At 71.8% G+C, this 14,461-nt stretch carries 11 protein-coding genes and 2 pseudogenes; 3 read left to right on the forward strand and 10 right to left on the reverse strand.

Annotated features, from left to right (window positions below; translation table 11 throughout):
* Positions 1-114: 114 nt before the first annotated feature.
* Together OHS82_RS06175 and OHS82_RS06180 are read left to right on the forward strand one after the other, a co-directional pair.
* Positions 115-1,329, forward strand: coding sequence for a globin domain-containing protein (locus OHS82_RS06175; RefSeq protein WP_328433442.1), 1,215 nt, complete (start codon positions 115-117; stop codon positions 1,327-1,329).
* A gap of 206 nt (positions 1,330-1,535) precedes the next feature.
* Positions 1,536-1,942, forward strand: a pseudogene (locus tag OHS82_RS06180) (pyridoxamine 5'-phosphate oxidase family protein); the annotation flags it as partial.
* A gap of 339 nt (positions 1,943-2,281) precedes the next feature.
* Here the strand turns inward: OHS82_RS06180 and OHS82_RS06185 are convergent.
* The 4 genes from OHS82_RS06185 to OHS82_RS06200 all read right to left on the reverse strand — a co-directional run bounded on the left by OHS82_RS06185 (position 2,282) and on the right by OHS82_RS06200 (position 5,237).
* Entirely contained in the window at positions 2,282-2,722 is a 441-nt protein-coding gene (locus OHS82_RS06185; RefSeq protein ID WP_057577611.1) for a pyridoxamine 5'-phosphate oxidase family protein, read from the reverse strand.
* Positions 2,723-2,835: 113 nt separating this feature from the next.
* A complete protein-coding gene (locus OHS82_RS06190) occupies positions 2,836-3,510 on the reverse strand; it encodes a helix-turn-helix domain-containing protein (RefSeq protein WP_057577614.1) in 675 nt (224 codons plus the stop codon).
* Positions 3,511-3,529: 19 nt separating this feature from the next.
* Entirely contained in the window at positions 3,530-4,600 is a 1,071-nt protein-coding gene (locus OHS82_RS06195; protein ID WP_057577617.1) for a zinc-dependent alcohol dehydrogenase family protein, read from the reverse strand.
* 244 nt (positions 4,601-4,844) lie between these two features.
* Positions 4,845-5,237 (reverse strand): hypothetical protein, encoded by a 393-nt coding sequence (locus OHS82_RS06200; RefSeq protein ID WP_328433443.1) that lies wholly within the window; start codon positions 5,235-5,237, stop codon positions 4,845-4,847.
* Positions 5,238-5,412: 175 nt separating this feature from the next.
* Here OHS82_RS06200 and OHS82_RS06205 point away from each other — a divergent pair, with 175 nt between their 5' ends.
* Positions 5,413-5,985 carry an Rv1733c family protein gene (locus tag OHS82_RS06205; RefSeq protein WP_328433444.1) on the forward strand — a complete coding sequence of 191 codons (573 nt, stop codon included), beginning with the start codon at positions 5,413-5,415 and terminating at the stop codon, positions 5,983-5,985.
* Positions 5,986-6,141: 156 nt separating this feature from the next.
* Here the strand turns inward: OHS82_RS06205 and OHS82_RS06210 are convergent, their stop codons facing one another.
* From OHS82_RS06210 to OHS82_RS06240, 6 genes and pseudogenes are all read right to left on the reverse strand, one after another.
* Positions 6,142-6,639 carry a flavodoxin domain-containing protein gene (locus OHS82_RS06210; RefSeq protein WP_057577622.1) on the reverse strand — a complete coding sequence of 166 codons (498 nt, stop codon included), beginning with the start codon at positions 6,637-6,639 and terminating at the stop codon, positions 6,142-6,144.
* 16 nt (positions 6,640-6,655) lie between these two features.
* Positions 6,656-7,205, reverse strand: a pseudogene (locus tag OHS82_RS43435) (CBS domain-containing protein).
* A 13-nt stretch (positions 7,206-7,218) separates the two neighbouring features.
* Positions 7,219-9,912: a bifunctional acetate--CoA ligase family protein/GNAT family N-acetyltransferase gene (locus OHS82_RS06225; RefSeq protein ID WP_328433447.1), complete on the reverse strand. Its 2,694-nt coding sequence runs from the start codon at positions 9,910-9,912 to the stop codon at positions 7,219-7,221.
* Between the two features lie 161 nt (positions 9,913-10,073).
* Positions 10,074-11,087 (reverse strand): type I glyceraldehyde-3-phosphate dehydrogenase, encoded by a 1,014-nt coding sequence (gene gap / locus OHS82_RS06230; protein ID WP_328433448.1) that lies wholly within the window; start codon positions 11,085-11,087, stop codon positions 10,074-10,076.
* 45 nt (positions 11,088-11,132) lie between these two features.
* A complete protein-coding gene (locus OHS82_RS06235) occupies positions 11,133-13,514 on the reverse strand; it encodes a phosphoketolase family protein (RefSeq protein ID WP_057577627.1) in 2,382 nt (793 codons plus the stop codon).
* A 74-nt stretch (positions 13,515-13,588) separates the two neighbouring features.
* Complete coding sequence (locus OHS82_RS06240; RefSeq protein WP_328433449.1) at positions 13,589-14,461, reverse strand: universal stress protein; 873 nt, start codon at positions 14,459-14,461, stop codon at positions 13,589-13,591.

Genomic DNA, 14,461 nt, shown 5'->3' on the forward strand with positions numbered 1-14,461 from the left:
GCCCGTAGGCCCCCACAGCGCCTGGAGGCGGTCCCGCGGCTGCTACACAGAAGACGCCACCGTCTGAGGCGACGCGGCTTCCTTTCCCTTCATCCACCCCTTCCGGGAGAATCCATGCTGTCCGCAGAATCCGCCGCCCTCGTACGAGCCACCCTTCCCGCCGTGGGCGGAGCACTCGACGAAATCACCGACCGCTTCTACGCCACGATGTTCCACGACCGCCCGGAACTTCTCGACGGGATGTTCAACCGCGGCAACCAGGCCAGCGGAGCCCAACGCCGTGCCCTGGCGGCGTCGATCGCCGGATTCGCCGGAGCGCTGCTGGAGAGTCCCGGAGCGCGGCCGGACGCGCTGCTGTCCCGGATCGCCCACAAACACGCCGCCGTCGGCGTCACCGACGACCAGTACACGATCGTCCACAAGTATCTGTTCGGCGCCATCGCCGAGGTCCTCGGCGACGCGGTCACGGCGGAGGTGGCGGCGGCCTGGGACGAGGTCTACTGGCTGATGGCCGGCGCCCTGATCAGTCGTGAGGCACTCCTCTACCAGGACGCGGGCGTTCGGCCCGGTGGGACCTGGCGGCCCTGGACGGTCGTCGAACGCCGTGCCGAGACCGCCGACGTGGTGTCCTTCCTGCTCCGTCCGGCCGACGGCGAACCGGCGCCGCGGGCCCGCGCGGGCCAGTACGTGAGCGTCCGCGTGGGCATGGCCGACGGAACACACCAACTGCGCCAGTACAGCCTGTCCTCGGCCCCGGGGGGAGACCTGCGGCGGATCACCGTGAAACGGGTCAGGGGCGACGCCGCCAGCCCGGACGGCGAGGTCTCCTCCCTGCTGTACGACGGCGTCCGTCAAGGGGAAGAACTGCTGCTGTCCGCACCCTTCGGTGACGTCTTCCTCGACGACGGGGCGGACTCCGCCACGCCGCTCGTGCTCGTTTCGGCGGGCATCGGCTGCACCCCCATGACGGGGATATTGGCCCACCTCGCGGCCACCGGCTCGACCCGCCCGGTACTGGTCCTGCACGCCGACCACTCCCCCGCCGACCATGCCCTGCGTGCCGAGACGCACGAGCTCGTCGCGCAACTGCCGGACGCCCACGCCGTCTTCTGGTACGAGCACCCGGGAGCGCGGGAACCCGACGCCCGCACCGGCCTGATGGACCTGAGCGGTATCGAACTCCCCGACGGCGCGACCGTGTTCCTGTGCGGACCGCTGCCCTTCATGCGGGACGTGCGCGGCAGGCTGCTGCGCGCCGGGGTTCCCGCACAGCGCATCCGATACGAGGTCTTCGGCCCCGACCTGTGGCTCCCCGCCACCGTGGTCTGAGCGGCGGGCTGCTGCACTGGAGACCATGCACCGCCGCTAGCCCGCCCGTGGTGAAAGGGACATCCGTCCCCGCCGGCGGGGACCTTCGGCCGCCGGCGGGGACGGTGTGGCGCGAGGGAGAGTGGCATCAGGAGCGGCACCGATCCCCCGCGGTGTCGCTCCGCCCACATGGTCGGACCACACATGGCGGCGGGAGACAGAGAACCGTGAGCGACCCGACGATACGGAGTGTCGAGCTGACGGGCGCGGAGGCGCTGCGGCTCCTGGGCGGTGTCTCCCTGGGACGGATCGTCTTCACCCGGCAGGCGCTGCCGACCATCCGTCCGGTCAACCGTGTCCTGATCGACGGCGACATCGTCATCCGCACCCGAGGTGACGCCGCGCTGACCCGGTACACCGGGCACGCCGGGGTGAAGGCGCAGTCGTGGCCGACGACATCGACCCCGTCAGCCATGGCGGACGGGGCGTGGTCGTCACCGGCTATGCGCGGCTGGTCACCGATCCGCCGGAACTGGCGCGCTACCAGGCCTTGCTGCGTCCCTGGAGCACGCAGAGGATGGATCACGGCGTCCGTATCCACCCCGATCTGGTCTCCGGGCTTCGCCTGACGGCCGGATGCCGCCGCCGTATCCGCGACGCTGCGCAACGAAGGACCGGTTCGGCCTCGGCACGGTCCGGGACCGCGTACGGCAGACGAAGGGCGACGCCGTGCCGCTCGGCCTCCGCCGCGGCCCAGTCCGACGCCCGTGCTGAGATCAAGGAGCCGTTCACTCCTACGGCTATGTGACGCGAGGTCATGGCCGTCCCTCCCCTGTCGTGGGTATCTGCCCGATGGAGGCGTCGCGTGCCGTGGGCACCGGCCTGCGTGGACGATGCTTCTCGGGCTCCGAGGCCCGCGGCAGAGCCGAGCGGGCCCGACCGAGCGCCGAACGGCCCTTGTGGCAAGGACCGTTCAGAAGGGCAGGCGTACGCCGTGCAGGGTGCGTCCGGCTGCGAGTTCGCGACCGGTGACCAGCTCCGGATCGATGCGTACGAAGATCTCCCGAGGCGCCGACACCCAGGAACGGGGTCCGGTGCGCAGCAGCCGTTCGTGCTCGGCGAGGTCGGTGATCAGGCCGGCGGCTCCGGTGACCACGACGCTCCATCCGGAGTGCGTGGCCGCGTCGACCTCGTCGGCCTCGAAGGCGACCACCGCTCCGTCGATCGCGCGCACCAGTTCCGAGGCGGCCGAGGTGCGTATCAGCACCGCGCCGTCGCGGTCCAGGGCGAAGTTGACCGGCAGGACGGCCGGCAGCGCGTGCCGGGTGTACACGATGCGTCCCACGGGCACCTTGGCCAGCAGGCGCAGGCACTCCTGCCGGTCGAGTTCGCGGAATCCGTCGTTGGCGTCCATCTGCCTTCTCGTCTCTCACCTGGTGAATCCGGGCCGCGCCGGGCCATCCTCAAGTCGTGAGGAGCCTGCGGCCGGGGACCGTCGGTCCAAGGCCGGCCCGAGAACGACCCGGTTCAGACCGTGATGCGGCGTCCCGTGACGGCGTACGGTTCGACGCGCACCCACACGTCACGGCGGCCGCCGGCCCACGGGGTGCTGTGCGCCTGGCGTGCGAGCCGTCCCGCCTCCTCGACGTCCGTCACCATGCGTGCGCGGCCCCGCACCAGCACGCTCCAGCCCTGGCTGAACGCGTCGTCGATGCGGTCGATCTCGAAGGCGACCTTGCCGCCGATCCCCAGCGACGGCGTCGCGCCGCGCGCGGTTCTGAAGACGATCGTGCCCTCGATGACGCTGTAGTTGACTGGGACGATCACCGGGCCCTCGGCGGTGGAGACCGCGAGCCTCCCCACGCCGTGCGTGGAGAGCAGGTCGCCGCACTCGGTCCTGCTCAGCTCGGTGAACTTCGGTGCGTGCCCGGACAGTCCGGGACCAGGCGGCTGGTCGGCGTCGCCTCCGGTGAGTGACGAGACGGTGGTCTCCAGGACTCCCGCCAGTCGGAGCAGCGCGCCGTGGCTCGGTGAGGCGTCGGGATGTTCCTCCAGGTGCCTCAGGTAGCCGGGGTCCATGCCTGCCCGGCCGGCCGTCTCCTCGCGCGTCAGTCCGAGCTGGGTGCGGCGTGTGGCGAGCCGGCGGCCCAGATCGCCCGACGGCGCTTCTTCCGGCGCCTTCGCCGTGTGTTGTTCGGTCATGACCTCTCACGTCCTCTCGTCAGGCCGCCCGGACAGCGATCTCCTCGTGCGGCTGCTCGCCGAGGACCACCTTGAGCGCGCCGGTGGCGGCAGCCCGGGCGAAGACGTCGTACGCCTCCTCCATGCGGTCCAGGGGGAAGGTGTGGGTGACCAGCTGTGCGGTGGGCAGCCGGCCTGCGGCCGCCATGCGCAGCAGGGTAGGTGTGGAGCGGGTGTCGACCAGACCGGTGGTGATGGTCACGTTCTTGATCCACAGGTCTTCCAGGTGCAGGGTGGCGGGCTTGCCGTGCACGCCGACGTTGGCGACGTGGCCGCCGGGGCGCACCATGCGGGTGCACATCTCGAAGCTCTCCGGCACACCGACCGCCTCGATGACGACGTCGGCGCCGAGCCCGTCGGTGAGATCGGCGATCAGCAGCTCGGGGTCCTCGCGGGCATCGGCCACGGCATCGGCGCCGAGCCGTTTGGCCGCCTCCAGCCGGGACGCGGCCAGGTCGACGGCGACGATCCTCTCGGGTGCGAACAGGCGCGCGGTGGCGATCGCCGCGAGGCCGATGGGCCCGGCTCCGACGACGGCGACGGTGTCTCCCGGACGGACCCGCCCGTTGAGCACGCCCACCTCGTACGAGGTCGGGAAGATGTCCGCGAGCAGGACGGCGTCCTTGCTGCCGACCGCGCTGGGCAGAGCGTGCACCGACAGGTCGGCGAAGGGGACACGGACATACTCAGCCTGGGCGCCGTCGATCAGATGGCCCAGGATCCAGCCCCCGCCGCCCCGGCACTGGCCGTAGCTGCCCTCTCGGCAGTAGCGGCAGCGACCGCACGCGCTGATGCAGGAGACCAGCACACGGTCGCCCGGGCGGACGGTCCGGACGTCGCTGCCGACCTCGACGATCTCGCCGACCGCCTCGTGGCCCAGGACCGTCCCCGGACGCACCTCGGGCACGTCACCCTTGAGAATGTGCAGGTCCGTACCGCAAATGGTGACGGCGCCCACCCGCACGATGGCGTCAGTGGGCTCCTTGATGCCAGGGTCCGGGACCTCCTCCCAGGCGAACTGCCCGGGGCCGTGGAAGACGAAGCCTTTCATGACGCTCCTCACCATCCCTTCGTCCGTATGCCGAGTCGCCCTGCACATCCAGTTTGTCTGGTCCTCACCTGACCCGCTTGGGCCGTCCGGCCCACCTCGCGCGCCGGACGGTCCCTTCACGGCGGACGGCGGACGGCGGACGGCGACCCGGAGGCGCCGCGGTGGATCAGGTCGACGGCCGCGCGTCTTCCCTTGCCGGACGGACCCTGACCGGCGCGTCGATCGCGACCCGTGTCTCCCGCTGTCAGTCCGGTCCTCGGGGGTGTGCGTCCAGCGTCCCGGTGATCTCCCGCCCCGCCGCACGGCGGGGTGTGGCCGGACCTTGCGGACCGTGACCGAGGCGTATGAGCAGCTGCGGATGCGCACTGCCGTCACAGGAGGTCACCAGGGTGTCACGCAGGTCGTCCCACTCCACCGCCGATCCGTCACGGAAGCGCGCAGGCCGTACCGTCGTGACGAGCCAGACCCGCTCAAGGGCCTGGCCGGCGCGCAGCGGGTCGACTCGGCGATCGTGTGCGGTCGTCAGCAGGGCGATGGGCGGGTCCGGCTCGAAGGGCCGGGCCGTGAGTCCTTCCGGACGCCGCTGTGCGGTGAAGTCCCGCAGCGGAAGCCGCTCCCGGGCGTCCTGCGGGCCCAAAACCGTTCGCGGCAGACCTGTGTCGGGCTCTTTTTCCTATGGGCTGAACGGCCCCGTCCAAAGGCGGAGTTGGTCCCGAGCATCCCCGTGCCGACACCTGGTCGGCCCATGTCGCGCCAGGCTCTCGGCTGTCACCTTCAAAAGCGTCACCACGACGACGAGGAGGTGCGGACCGATGACCAGGAGCGAGACCAGGAGGAAGCGGCTGTGGCGGTGGCGGAACAACCCGCTACGGCGGCGTGACGACATCGTCGAGGCGTGGATCGTGTTGGCGGTGTGGGCCGTCGTCGCCGTGGGTGGCACGGTGGCCGGGCTGGTCACGGCCCATGCAGCAGACGACACGTTCGCACGTCAACGAACCGACCGGCAGGCGGTACGGGCCGTCCTCCTCGACGACGTGCCACGCACCGCCCTCGCCATGGGCGGCACCGTCGACCGCAGGATGACGGCCGTGAGCTGGCGGACGCCCGAGGGTTCGCCCCGCACCGATGAAACGCTGGCGGACACGGGTCTCAAAGCCGGAGCACACATCACGGTCTGGCAGGACAGCCAAGGCCGCCTCATTGCTGCGCCGCCGAGCACGACGGAGGCGACGATCGAGTCGGGCTTCCTCGGCACCGTGGCCGCGGCCTCCCTCGCCGGTCTGGTGTTCGGCACCGGAGCGGTCGTCCGCTGGCGGCTCGACCGGCGCCGTATCGACCAGTGGGGCCGGGAATGGGATCTGGTGGGGCCGCAGTGGGGCCACTAGACCGGCTGACACGTGTCGTCGCTCCTCAGCGAGGCCACGCGCCCCGTGGCGGTCGTGCCACCACGGTCGTGGCCGATGCCATGAGGCCGGCCCCGGTGCCCCGGTCCGACCGGGGGCCCGGGGCCACTGTGCCTGAGCGCGCCTTCCGCCTGCCCGCTAACCCTGGGTCAGCGCATCGGCCACGCTTTCGGTCCATGTCTCGATCGCGCCGAAGTCCCGGAAGTCACCGCCCTTTCCGGAGCGGAGGATCATCCCCGCCACTCGCCCCTTGGCGCCTTCTTCCAGACACCCTCCGAACGTGACGTGGTCGCGGACCTCCAGTCGGATCATGGCCCGCCGCACGCCGCGCACGGGCGGGATGTCCCGCTCGGAGGCCGAGGCGTCGAGCGGTCCGCTGCTGAAGAACCACACCGGGCGCTCCGCGAGTGCACGACGGTGGCGACGAACGAAGCGCCGCGCGTCCTTGTGCCAGCGGCCTGCGTACAGGGCACCGCCGACCACGACCGCGTCGTACGGCGCCACGCTGGTGACGGCCCGCGCCGGAAGAACCTCGACCGTCAGCCCGGCCTTGCGCAGGACGTCGGCGACGGCTCCGGCTATCCGGGCCGTCGATCCGTTCGTCGTTCCGTAGGTGACCAACACGGTGTCGGTCATGGCGGTCCGCCTCCTCTCACAGTCGGCGCAGCCAGTCGTCGGCCACGCCGTGCATCGTCTGCGCCTGCTCTTCGGTGCGCAGGTGAGCGTCGTCCAGCGGGTAGGTGAGATTGCCGACCACGTCGACCACCCCGTCGATCCGGCCGGTCATGGCCACGGCGATCTCCGTCTCGCTCTTGCGTTCCATGCGTCCGGTGCGGGTTCCACGTGCCACAGGGCGATAACGCGGGCGGCCTGGACGATGGTGTCGTCGGCGTGGACGGTGACCGGTGGCCGCGTCATCAGCTCACCGGCCGTGCGTGCCCGGCCCCTCGCCGCCTGGCGCCGGGCGTCAGTTCGGCGAGCCTCGCCCGGTGCTTGGTCTCGTAGGGGTCGGGAGTGGTGGCCTGGTGCATGATCAGGTCCGTTTCGGACAGGACCCCGATGACCTTGTCGTCCTCGTCGACCACCGGCAGTCCGCTGATCCGGTGGGTCGCGAGCAGCAGGGCCACCTCCTTGAACGGGGCGCCGTACTCGGCGCGGACGACGTCCGCGGTCATCACGGTGCCGACCTTGTCGTGCCTCATGGCTGTTTCCTCCTCAGCGCAGTCGGCGCAGGTAGGGGTCCTGGGGGCAGCGTGGCAGCAGCCGTAGCCGCGCGTCGAGCACGGTCGCGCCGCCCGGCGTCGCCAGGACGGGGTTGAAGTCGGCCTCGGCGAGCTGCGGCAGGTCGACCGCCATCCGGGAGAGCCGCAGCAGAAGCTGTTCCAGTCCTTCGAGGTCGGCAGCGGCATGGCCGCCCGCGCCCAGCAGCAGCGGGGCGCACCGCGGGGCGGTGATCAGTTCGTGCACGTCGCGGTCGGTGAGCGGGGCAAGCCGGGCCGCGTGGTCCGCCAGCACGTCGGTGGCCGTGCCGCCGAGCCCGAACAGGACGAGCGGGCCGAACACCTCGTCCTGGACGACGCCGGCGAAGAGTTCGGTTCCGCGAGCGGCGAGGGGTTGCAGGACCACACCGGTCATGAGCCCGGCGAAGCGGGTCTCCAGGTCACGGAAAGCGGCCCGCACCTGGACGTCACCGCGCAGGTCAAGGTGGATCGCCCGCTGCCGGGACTTGTGCAGCAGTCCGGGCCAGTGAGCCTTCATGACCACCCGGCCGTCGAAACCGCGCAGCCGCTCGGCGGCGAGAACCGCCTCGTCCTCCGTCACGGCCCAGGCCCAGGGGATCTGCGGGACGCTGTAGCAGGCCAGCAGATCGGCGCACGTGCCCGGGTCCAGCCAGCCGCCATCGGGGTGCGCGGCCAGGTACTCCGCCACCACCGTGCGGGCCCGCGCGGTCTCGATGTCGTCGAGGCCGGGGACGGCGCCGACGGGCCGGGCGAGCCAGGCGGCACGGTCGGCCGCGTGAGCCAGCGCGCGAGCCGCTGCCTGCGGTTCGGCGTACGAGGGGACGGTGGAACCGTCTGCGGCGGGCAGCAGTCGGACGGACCTGTCCTGTTCCAGGCGTACGGCGAGCACGGGCCGGGTCCGCCGTCCGGGAGCGGCGGTGACGGCCCGCACCAGGTCGTCACCGGTGGCCGCGGCGACCGCCGTGGGAACGAGGGCCACGATCACGGCGTCGATGCCGGAGAACCCGGTCAGCCTGTCGACACACTCCGTGAGCTGTGCCTCCGACACGGCGGCGGTGGCGTCGATCGGGTTGCCGATGGCGGCCCCGTCCGGCAACACGGCGAGCAGTTCGTCGATCGCCGCCGGAGTGAACGGGGGAAGCGACAGGCCCGCCTCCGCGCAGGCGTCGGCGGTCAGCACGCCGGCGCCGCCCGCGTTGGTGACGATCGCGACACGACTGCCGTCCGGCAGCGGCTGGGAGTGGAACAGGGCCGCCGTTTCCAGGAGTTCGCCGACCGAGCGGGTCACGGTGATGCCGGCCTGGGTGAACAGTGCGCTGCGGGTCATGGTGCGGGTGGCGGCGGCCGCGGTGTGCGAGGCGGCCGCCCTGCGGCCGGCGTCGGTGCGGCCGGCGTCGACCGTGAGCACCGGGATGCGGCGGGTCACCCGCCGGGCGGTGCGGGAGAAGGCCCGCGGGTTGCCGAAGGACTCCAGGTGCAGCAGGGCGAGGTCGGTGCGGCCGTCGCTCTCCCACCACTGAAGCATGTCGTTGCCACTGACGTCGTACTTGTCGCCGAGCGAGGCGAAGGACGAGACGCCGATGCCGAGCCGGGACAGTCCGTCGAGCAGGGCGATGCCGACCCCTCCCGACTGCACCGCGACACCGGCCGTACCGGGGCGGGGGTGTTCGGCGGCGAAGGTCGCGTCGAGGCTGAGCCCGGGCTCGGTGTGAGCGACGCCGAGGCAGTTGGGTCCGACGAGCCGCATGCCGTAGGCGCGGCAGGCGGTCAGCAGTGCCCTCGCCTGTTGATGGTCGAGGCCGGCGGTGACGACGACGAGCGCACGTACCCCGGCCCGGCCGCACTCGTCGGCGACGGACGGGACCGCGGCGGCCGGAACGGCCACGATCACCAGGTCGGGAGTCCTGGGCAGGGCCGCGACCGACGGATGGGACGGCACACCGAGCACCGACGTGACGCCGGGGTTCACCGCGAAGAGCCGGCCGGTGTAGCCGCCCGAGTGCAGATGGTGCAGGATCGCCCGGCCCACCGAGCCGGGCGTGCGTCCCGCACCGGCCACGGCGACCACGGCCGGCCGCAACAGCGGCACCAGGCTGGCCACGTCGGCGGCCCTGCCCCGGGCCTCCACGGCCGACAGGTAGGTGTCGTCCTCGTCGAGATGGACGGTGCAGCGGACCTCCGGCCCCTCGAAGCGAAGGGGCGTACGCAGGCCGAGGTCGGCGAAGAGGCGGAGCACCTCGTGGTTCTCACTGAGCGCCTCGGCCGTGAAGGTGGTGATCCCCTCCGCCCGCGCCGCGGAGACCAGGTGCTCGACGAGCAGAGTGCCCACGCCCCGGTGGTGCAGTCCGTCGGCCACGGCGATGGAGATCTCCGCGCCGTCCCTCTCCCCGCCGGTGTCGTACTCGGCGATGCCGATCACCCGTCCGTCCGCCTCGGCAAGCAGAGCCCGGTAGCCGGGGTGAGGCCGGGCACAGGCCCGCTCGGCGGCCATGGCGGCCGAGCGTCGGCTCGCAGCGAAGAACCGCAGACGGAGGTTGTCCGGAGACATCTCCTCGTAGAACCCCTGGAGCTGTTCGCGGTCGCCCGGCAGAGCCGGCCGGATGCATACCGTGGTGCCGTCCGCGAGCAGCGCGTGGACCGTGGGCCGATCGAGCAGGTCGTCCGTCATCGCAGGTCTCCTCCATGACTTGAGATACCTCGATACCTCGATCGTCCGGCGCGGCGCAGGACGAGCCCATGGGCTGCAGGGGGCCGTCCCGGGGCCGTTCGGCCCTCGGACCGCCGCCGACCGGCCCCGCCTGCGCCGTGACCGTGAGCGGTCGGGACGCGTCAGTCGTCTGCCACGAGGGCCGTCAGGTCCAGGAGGCGGTTGGTGTAGCCCCACTCGTTGTCGTACCAGCCGAAGACCTTGGCCAGGGTGCCGTTGACCTGGGTCAGGGCAGGGTCGAAGACGCAGGAGGCGGGGTCGCCGATGACGTCCCGGGACACGATCGGGGCCGTGGAGACACGCAGGATGCCGTTCAGCGCTCCGTCCGCCGCGCCTCGGAACGCGGCGTTGATCTCGTCCATGCTCGCCTCCTGGGCGAGGACGACGGCGAGGTCGGTGAGCGAGCCGTCCTCCACCGGCACCCGGACCGCGATCCCGTCGAGCGCCCCGGCCAGCTCGGGCATCACCAGGCCCACGGCGCGGGCGGCTCCCGTGCTGGTGGGGATGATGCTGAGGGCCGCCGAGCGGGCGCGGCGCAGGTCCTTGTGCGGGCCGTCGAGCAGGGACTGGTCGTTGGTGTAGCCGTGGATGGTGGTCATGACACCGCGTTCGACGCCGAAGGCGTCGTCGAGCACCTTCACCATCGGGGCGACGCAGTTGGTGGTGCAGGAGGCGGCGGAGACGATCCGGTCCCGGTGCCGGTCATAGGCACGGTCGTTCACGCCCATCACGATGGTGGCGTCCACGCCCTTGCCGGGCGCCGACAGCAGCACGGTGTGCGCTCCGCCCTTGAGGTGCAGGGCGGCGGAATCCCGGTCCCGGAACCGGCCGGTCGACTCGATGACGACGCCGGCCCCGTAGTCGGACCAGTGCAGGGCGGCCGGGTCGCGTTCGGCGGTGACGGCGATGCGCCGTCCGTCGACCGTGATGGAGCTGTCGTCGTGCTCGACATCGCGTCCGAGGCGCCCGAAGGTCGAGTCGTACTCCAGGAGATGGGCCAGCGTGGCGGGTGAGGTGATGTCGTTGACTGCGACCACCTCGACGTCCTGGGTGCCCTCGTCGGCGCGGTCGAGGGCGGCGCGCAGGTAGGTGCGGCCGATGCGGCCGAAGCCGTTGATGCCGACGCGTACGGTCATGGCGGTGAGTTCCTTCCGGGCGGTGAGGGTCGGGGTGAGGGGCGGTCAGCTGTTCCAGGTCCAGTCGGCGACCTCGGGCAGGTCGGTGCCGTGTTCGCGGATCCAGGCCTGGTGCCGGGTGCGTGCGTCGGCCATCTGCTGGCGTACGGCAGCGGCCCGCACGGCGAGGCCGGGAACGCGGTCGATGACGTCCATCACGAGGCGGTAGCGGTCGAGGTCGTTGCGGACGACCATGTCGAACGGCGTCGTCGTCGTGCCGGACTCCTTGTAGCCGCGTACGTGCAGGTTGCGGTGGCCGGTGCGGCGGTAGGCGAGGCGGTGGACGAGCCAGGGGTAGCCGTGGTACGCGAAGATCACCGGCTTGTCGGTGGTGAACAGGCCGTCGTACTCGAAGTCGCTCATGCCGTGCGGGTGTTCCTCACGCGGCAGCAGCCGGGTCATGTCGACGACGTTGACCACGCGGACGGCGAGGTCCGGCAGGTGTCGGCGCAGCAGTTGGGCGGCGGCGAGCACCTCCTGGGTGGGCACGTCACCGGCGCAGGCCAGGACCACGTCGGGTTCACCGCCGTGGTCCGTCCCGGCCCACTCCCAGGTCCCGGCGCCGCGGGCGCAGTGCGCGCGGGCGTCGTCCATGGACAGCCAGTCGAAGCACGGCTGCTTGCCGGCGACGACGACGTTGACGTAGTCACGGCTGCGCAGAACGTGGTCGGCCACCGACAGCAGGGTGTTGGCGTCCGGCGGCAGGTAGACGCGCACGACGTCCGGGCTCTTGTTGAGGACGTGGTCGACGAAGCCGGGGTCCTGGTGGGAGAAGCCGTTGTGGTCCTGCCGCCAGACATGCGAGGTGAGCAGGTAGTTGAGGGAGGCGATGGGCGCACGCCAGGCCAACTCCCTGGATGTCTTGAGCCACTTGATGTGCTGGTTGACCATCGAGTCGACGATGTGGACGAACGCCTCGTAGCAGGAGAACAGTCCGTGCCGGCCGGTCAGCAGATACCCCTCCAGCCAGCCCTGGCAGGTGTGTTCGGAGAGGATCTCCATCACCCGGCCATGGTGTTCAAGGTGCTCGTCGACCGGCAGGTGTTCGGCCTGCCACGCCTTTCCGCTGACGTCGAAGACGGCCTGGAGCCGGTTGGACGCGGTCTCGTCGGGTCCGACCAGCCGGAAGTCGCGGCGCCCGCTGGTGTCCTTCATCACCCGGGCGAGGAGGTCGCCGAGAACCCGGGTGGGCTCGTGCAGGGTGGTGCCCGGCTTGTCGACGGGCACGGCGAACTCGTCGAGCGCCGGCAGGGGCAGGTCGCGGACGAGCAGGCCGCCGTTGGCGTGCGGCGTGGCGCCGAGCCGCTTGGCGCCGTCGGGGACGCAGGCGAGGACGTCGGCGACGGGCCGTCCGTCGGCGCCGAAGAGCTCCTGGGGCCGGTAGGAGCGCAGCCACGTCTCCAGTTGGCGGAGGTGCTCGGGGTTCTCCCTGACCCCGGCCAGGGGGACCTGGTGCGCGCGCCAGGTGCCCTCGACGGGGACGCCGTCCACCTCGGCGGGGCCGGTCCAGCCCTTCGGCGTGCGCAGCACGATCATGGGCCAGTGCACGCGCTCGGTGACGCCGTCCTCGCGTGCGGTCCGCTGCATCACGGCGATCCGGTCCAGGGCGTCGTCCATCGCCGCCGCCATGGCACGGTGCACCTGGAGCGGGTCGTCGCCGGTGACGTGGATCGGCTCGTGGCCGTACCCCCGCAGGAGGTCGTCGAGTTCGGACTCAGGCAGGCGGGAGAGCACCGTCGGGTTGGCGATCTTGTACCCGTTGAGGTGCAGGATCGGCAGCACCGCTCCGTCATGCATGGGGTCGAGGAACTTGTTCGAGTGCCAGGCCGCGGCCAGCGGCCCGGTCTCCGCCTCGCCGTCGCCGATCACGCAGGCGACCAGCAGGTCCGGATTGTCGAAGGCGGCGCCGTAGGCGTGCGAGAGGGAGTAGCCGAGCTCGCCGCCCTCGTGGAGGGAACCGGGCGTCTCCGGGGCTACATGGCTGGGCACACCGCCGGGGAAGGAGAACTGCCGAAAGAGCCGGGCCATGCCCGCACCGTCTCGCGGCACGTCCGGGTAGGTCTCGCTGTAGCTGCCCTCCAGCCAGGAGTTGGCCAGGACGGACGGACCTCCGTGGCCGGGACCCCAGACGCACAGGGCGTCGAGCCCCCGCGCCTTGATCACCCGGTTGAGGTGGGTGTACACGAGGTTGAGGCCGGGCGAGGTGCCCCAGTGGCCGAGCAGCCGGGGCTTGATGTGCTCGGGCCGCAGGGGCTCGGTCAGCAGGGGGTTGGCCATCAGGTAGATCTGTCCGGCGGCCAGGTAGTCGGCGGCCCGCCAGTGGGCGTCCAGGGTGCGCAGTTCATCGTCGCTCAGTGCGGTGGCGTCCTGGTGTTCGACCTTGGACATGGTGGACTCCGGGTGTCATCGGCGTGGGATCACCGGACGGTCTTGGACGGAAACAGCCGTGGAGAACGCGGCGCTCACACCGGCTCGGGTACGACGGCGACGGCGCAGCCGGAGTGGTGCAGGACCGCGTGGGCCACACGCCCCAGCTGGAGCCCCAGGTGTCCCTGGTTGCGGCGGGCGCCGACCACCAGCAGGTCGGCCTCGTGCGAGACGTTCAGCAGGACCCTGCGGGCCGGGCCCTCGACCGTCAGCCGGTGCAGGTCCACGTCCGCGGGCGTCTCCTTCAACGCCCTGTCCAGGACCTCGACGGCGTGCTGTTCATGCAGCCGCGCGGGCTCGTCGGCGAGCAGGGGATGGTCGGTGCTCTCGTGCGCGGGGCACCGCCATGCCCGTACGGCGTCCAGGCTCGCATGGCGCAGCCTCGCCTCCCGGACCGCGAAGCGCAGCGCCGCGGAGTCCGCGCCCTGCTCCCCGACGCCCACGACCACGCGGCGGTGCGCACCTGCACGGACCTGGTTGTCGTTGCCGGGGCGCACCACGATCACCGGGCAGTCGGCGTGCGCGGCCACAGTCAGGCTCACCGAGCCGAGCAGCATCTCCGCCAGGCCGCTGCGACCGCGGGTGCCGAGCACCAGCGCGCAGGCGCCGCGTCCCTCACGGACGAGCGCGTACTCGGGCTCCTCCGGCAGCACGTCGGTGAAGATTTCGACGCCGCACTGCCGCAGCCGGGCGCGCTCCGCGGCCACCCGCACGATGTCCTCGGCCCGCACCTGCTCGCTCGGCTTGCCGATGCCCTCCGCGAGGGACTCGCCCTCGTAGCGCTCCCAGAGGGAGGCGTACACCAGCCGCAGCGGGGCCCCGCGCAGGGCGGCCTCGTCGGCGGCCCAGTCGGCGGCCCGCAGGCTCGGCTCCGAGCCGTCCACGCCCACGACGATCGGCAGGTCCAT

It is taken from the genome of Streptomyces sp. NBC_00425 (assembly GCF_036030735.1).
Lineage (GTDB): Bacteria > Actinomycetota > Actinomycetes > Streptomycetales > Streptomycetaceae > Streptomyces.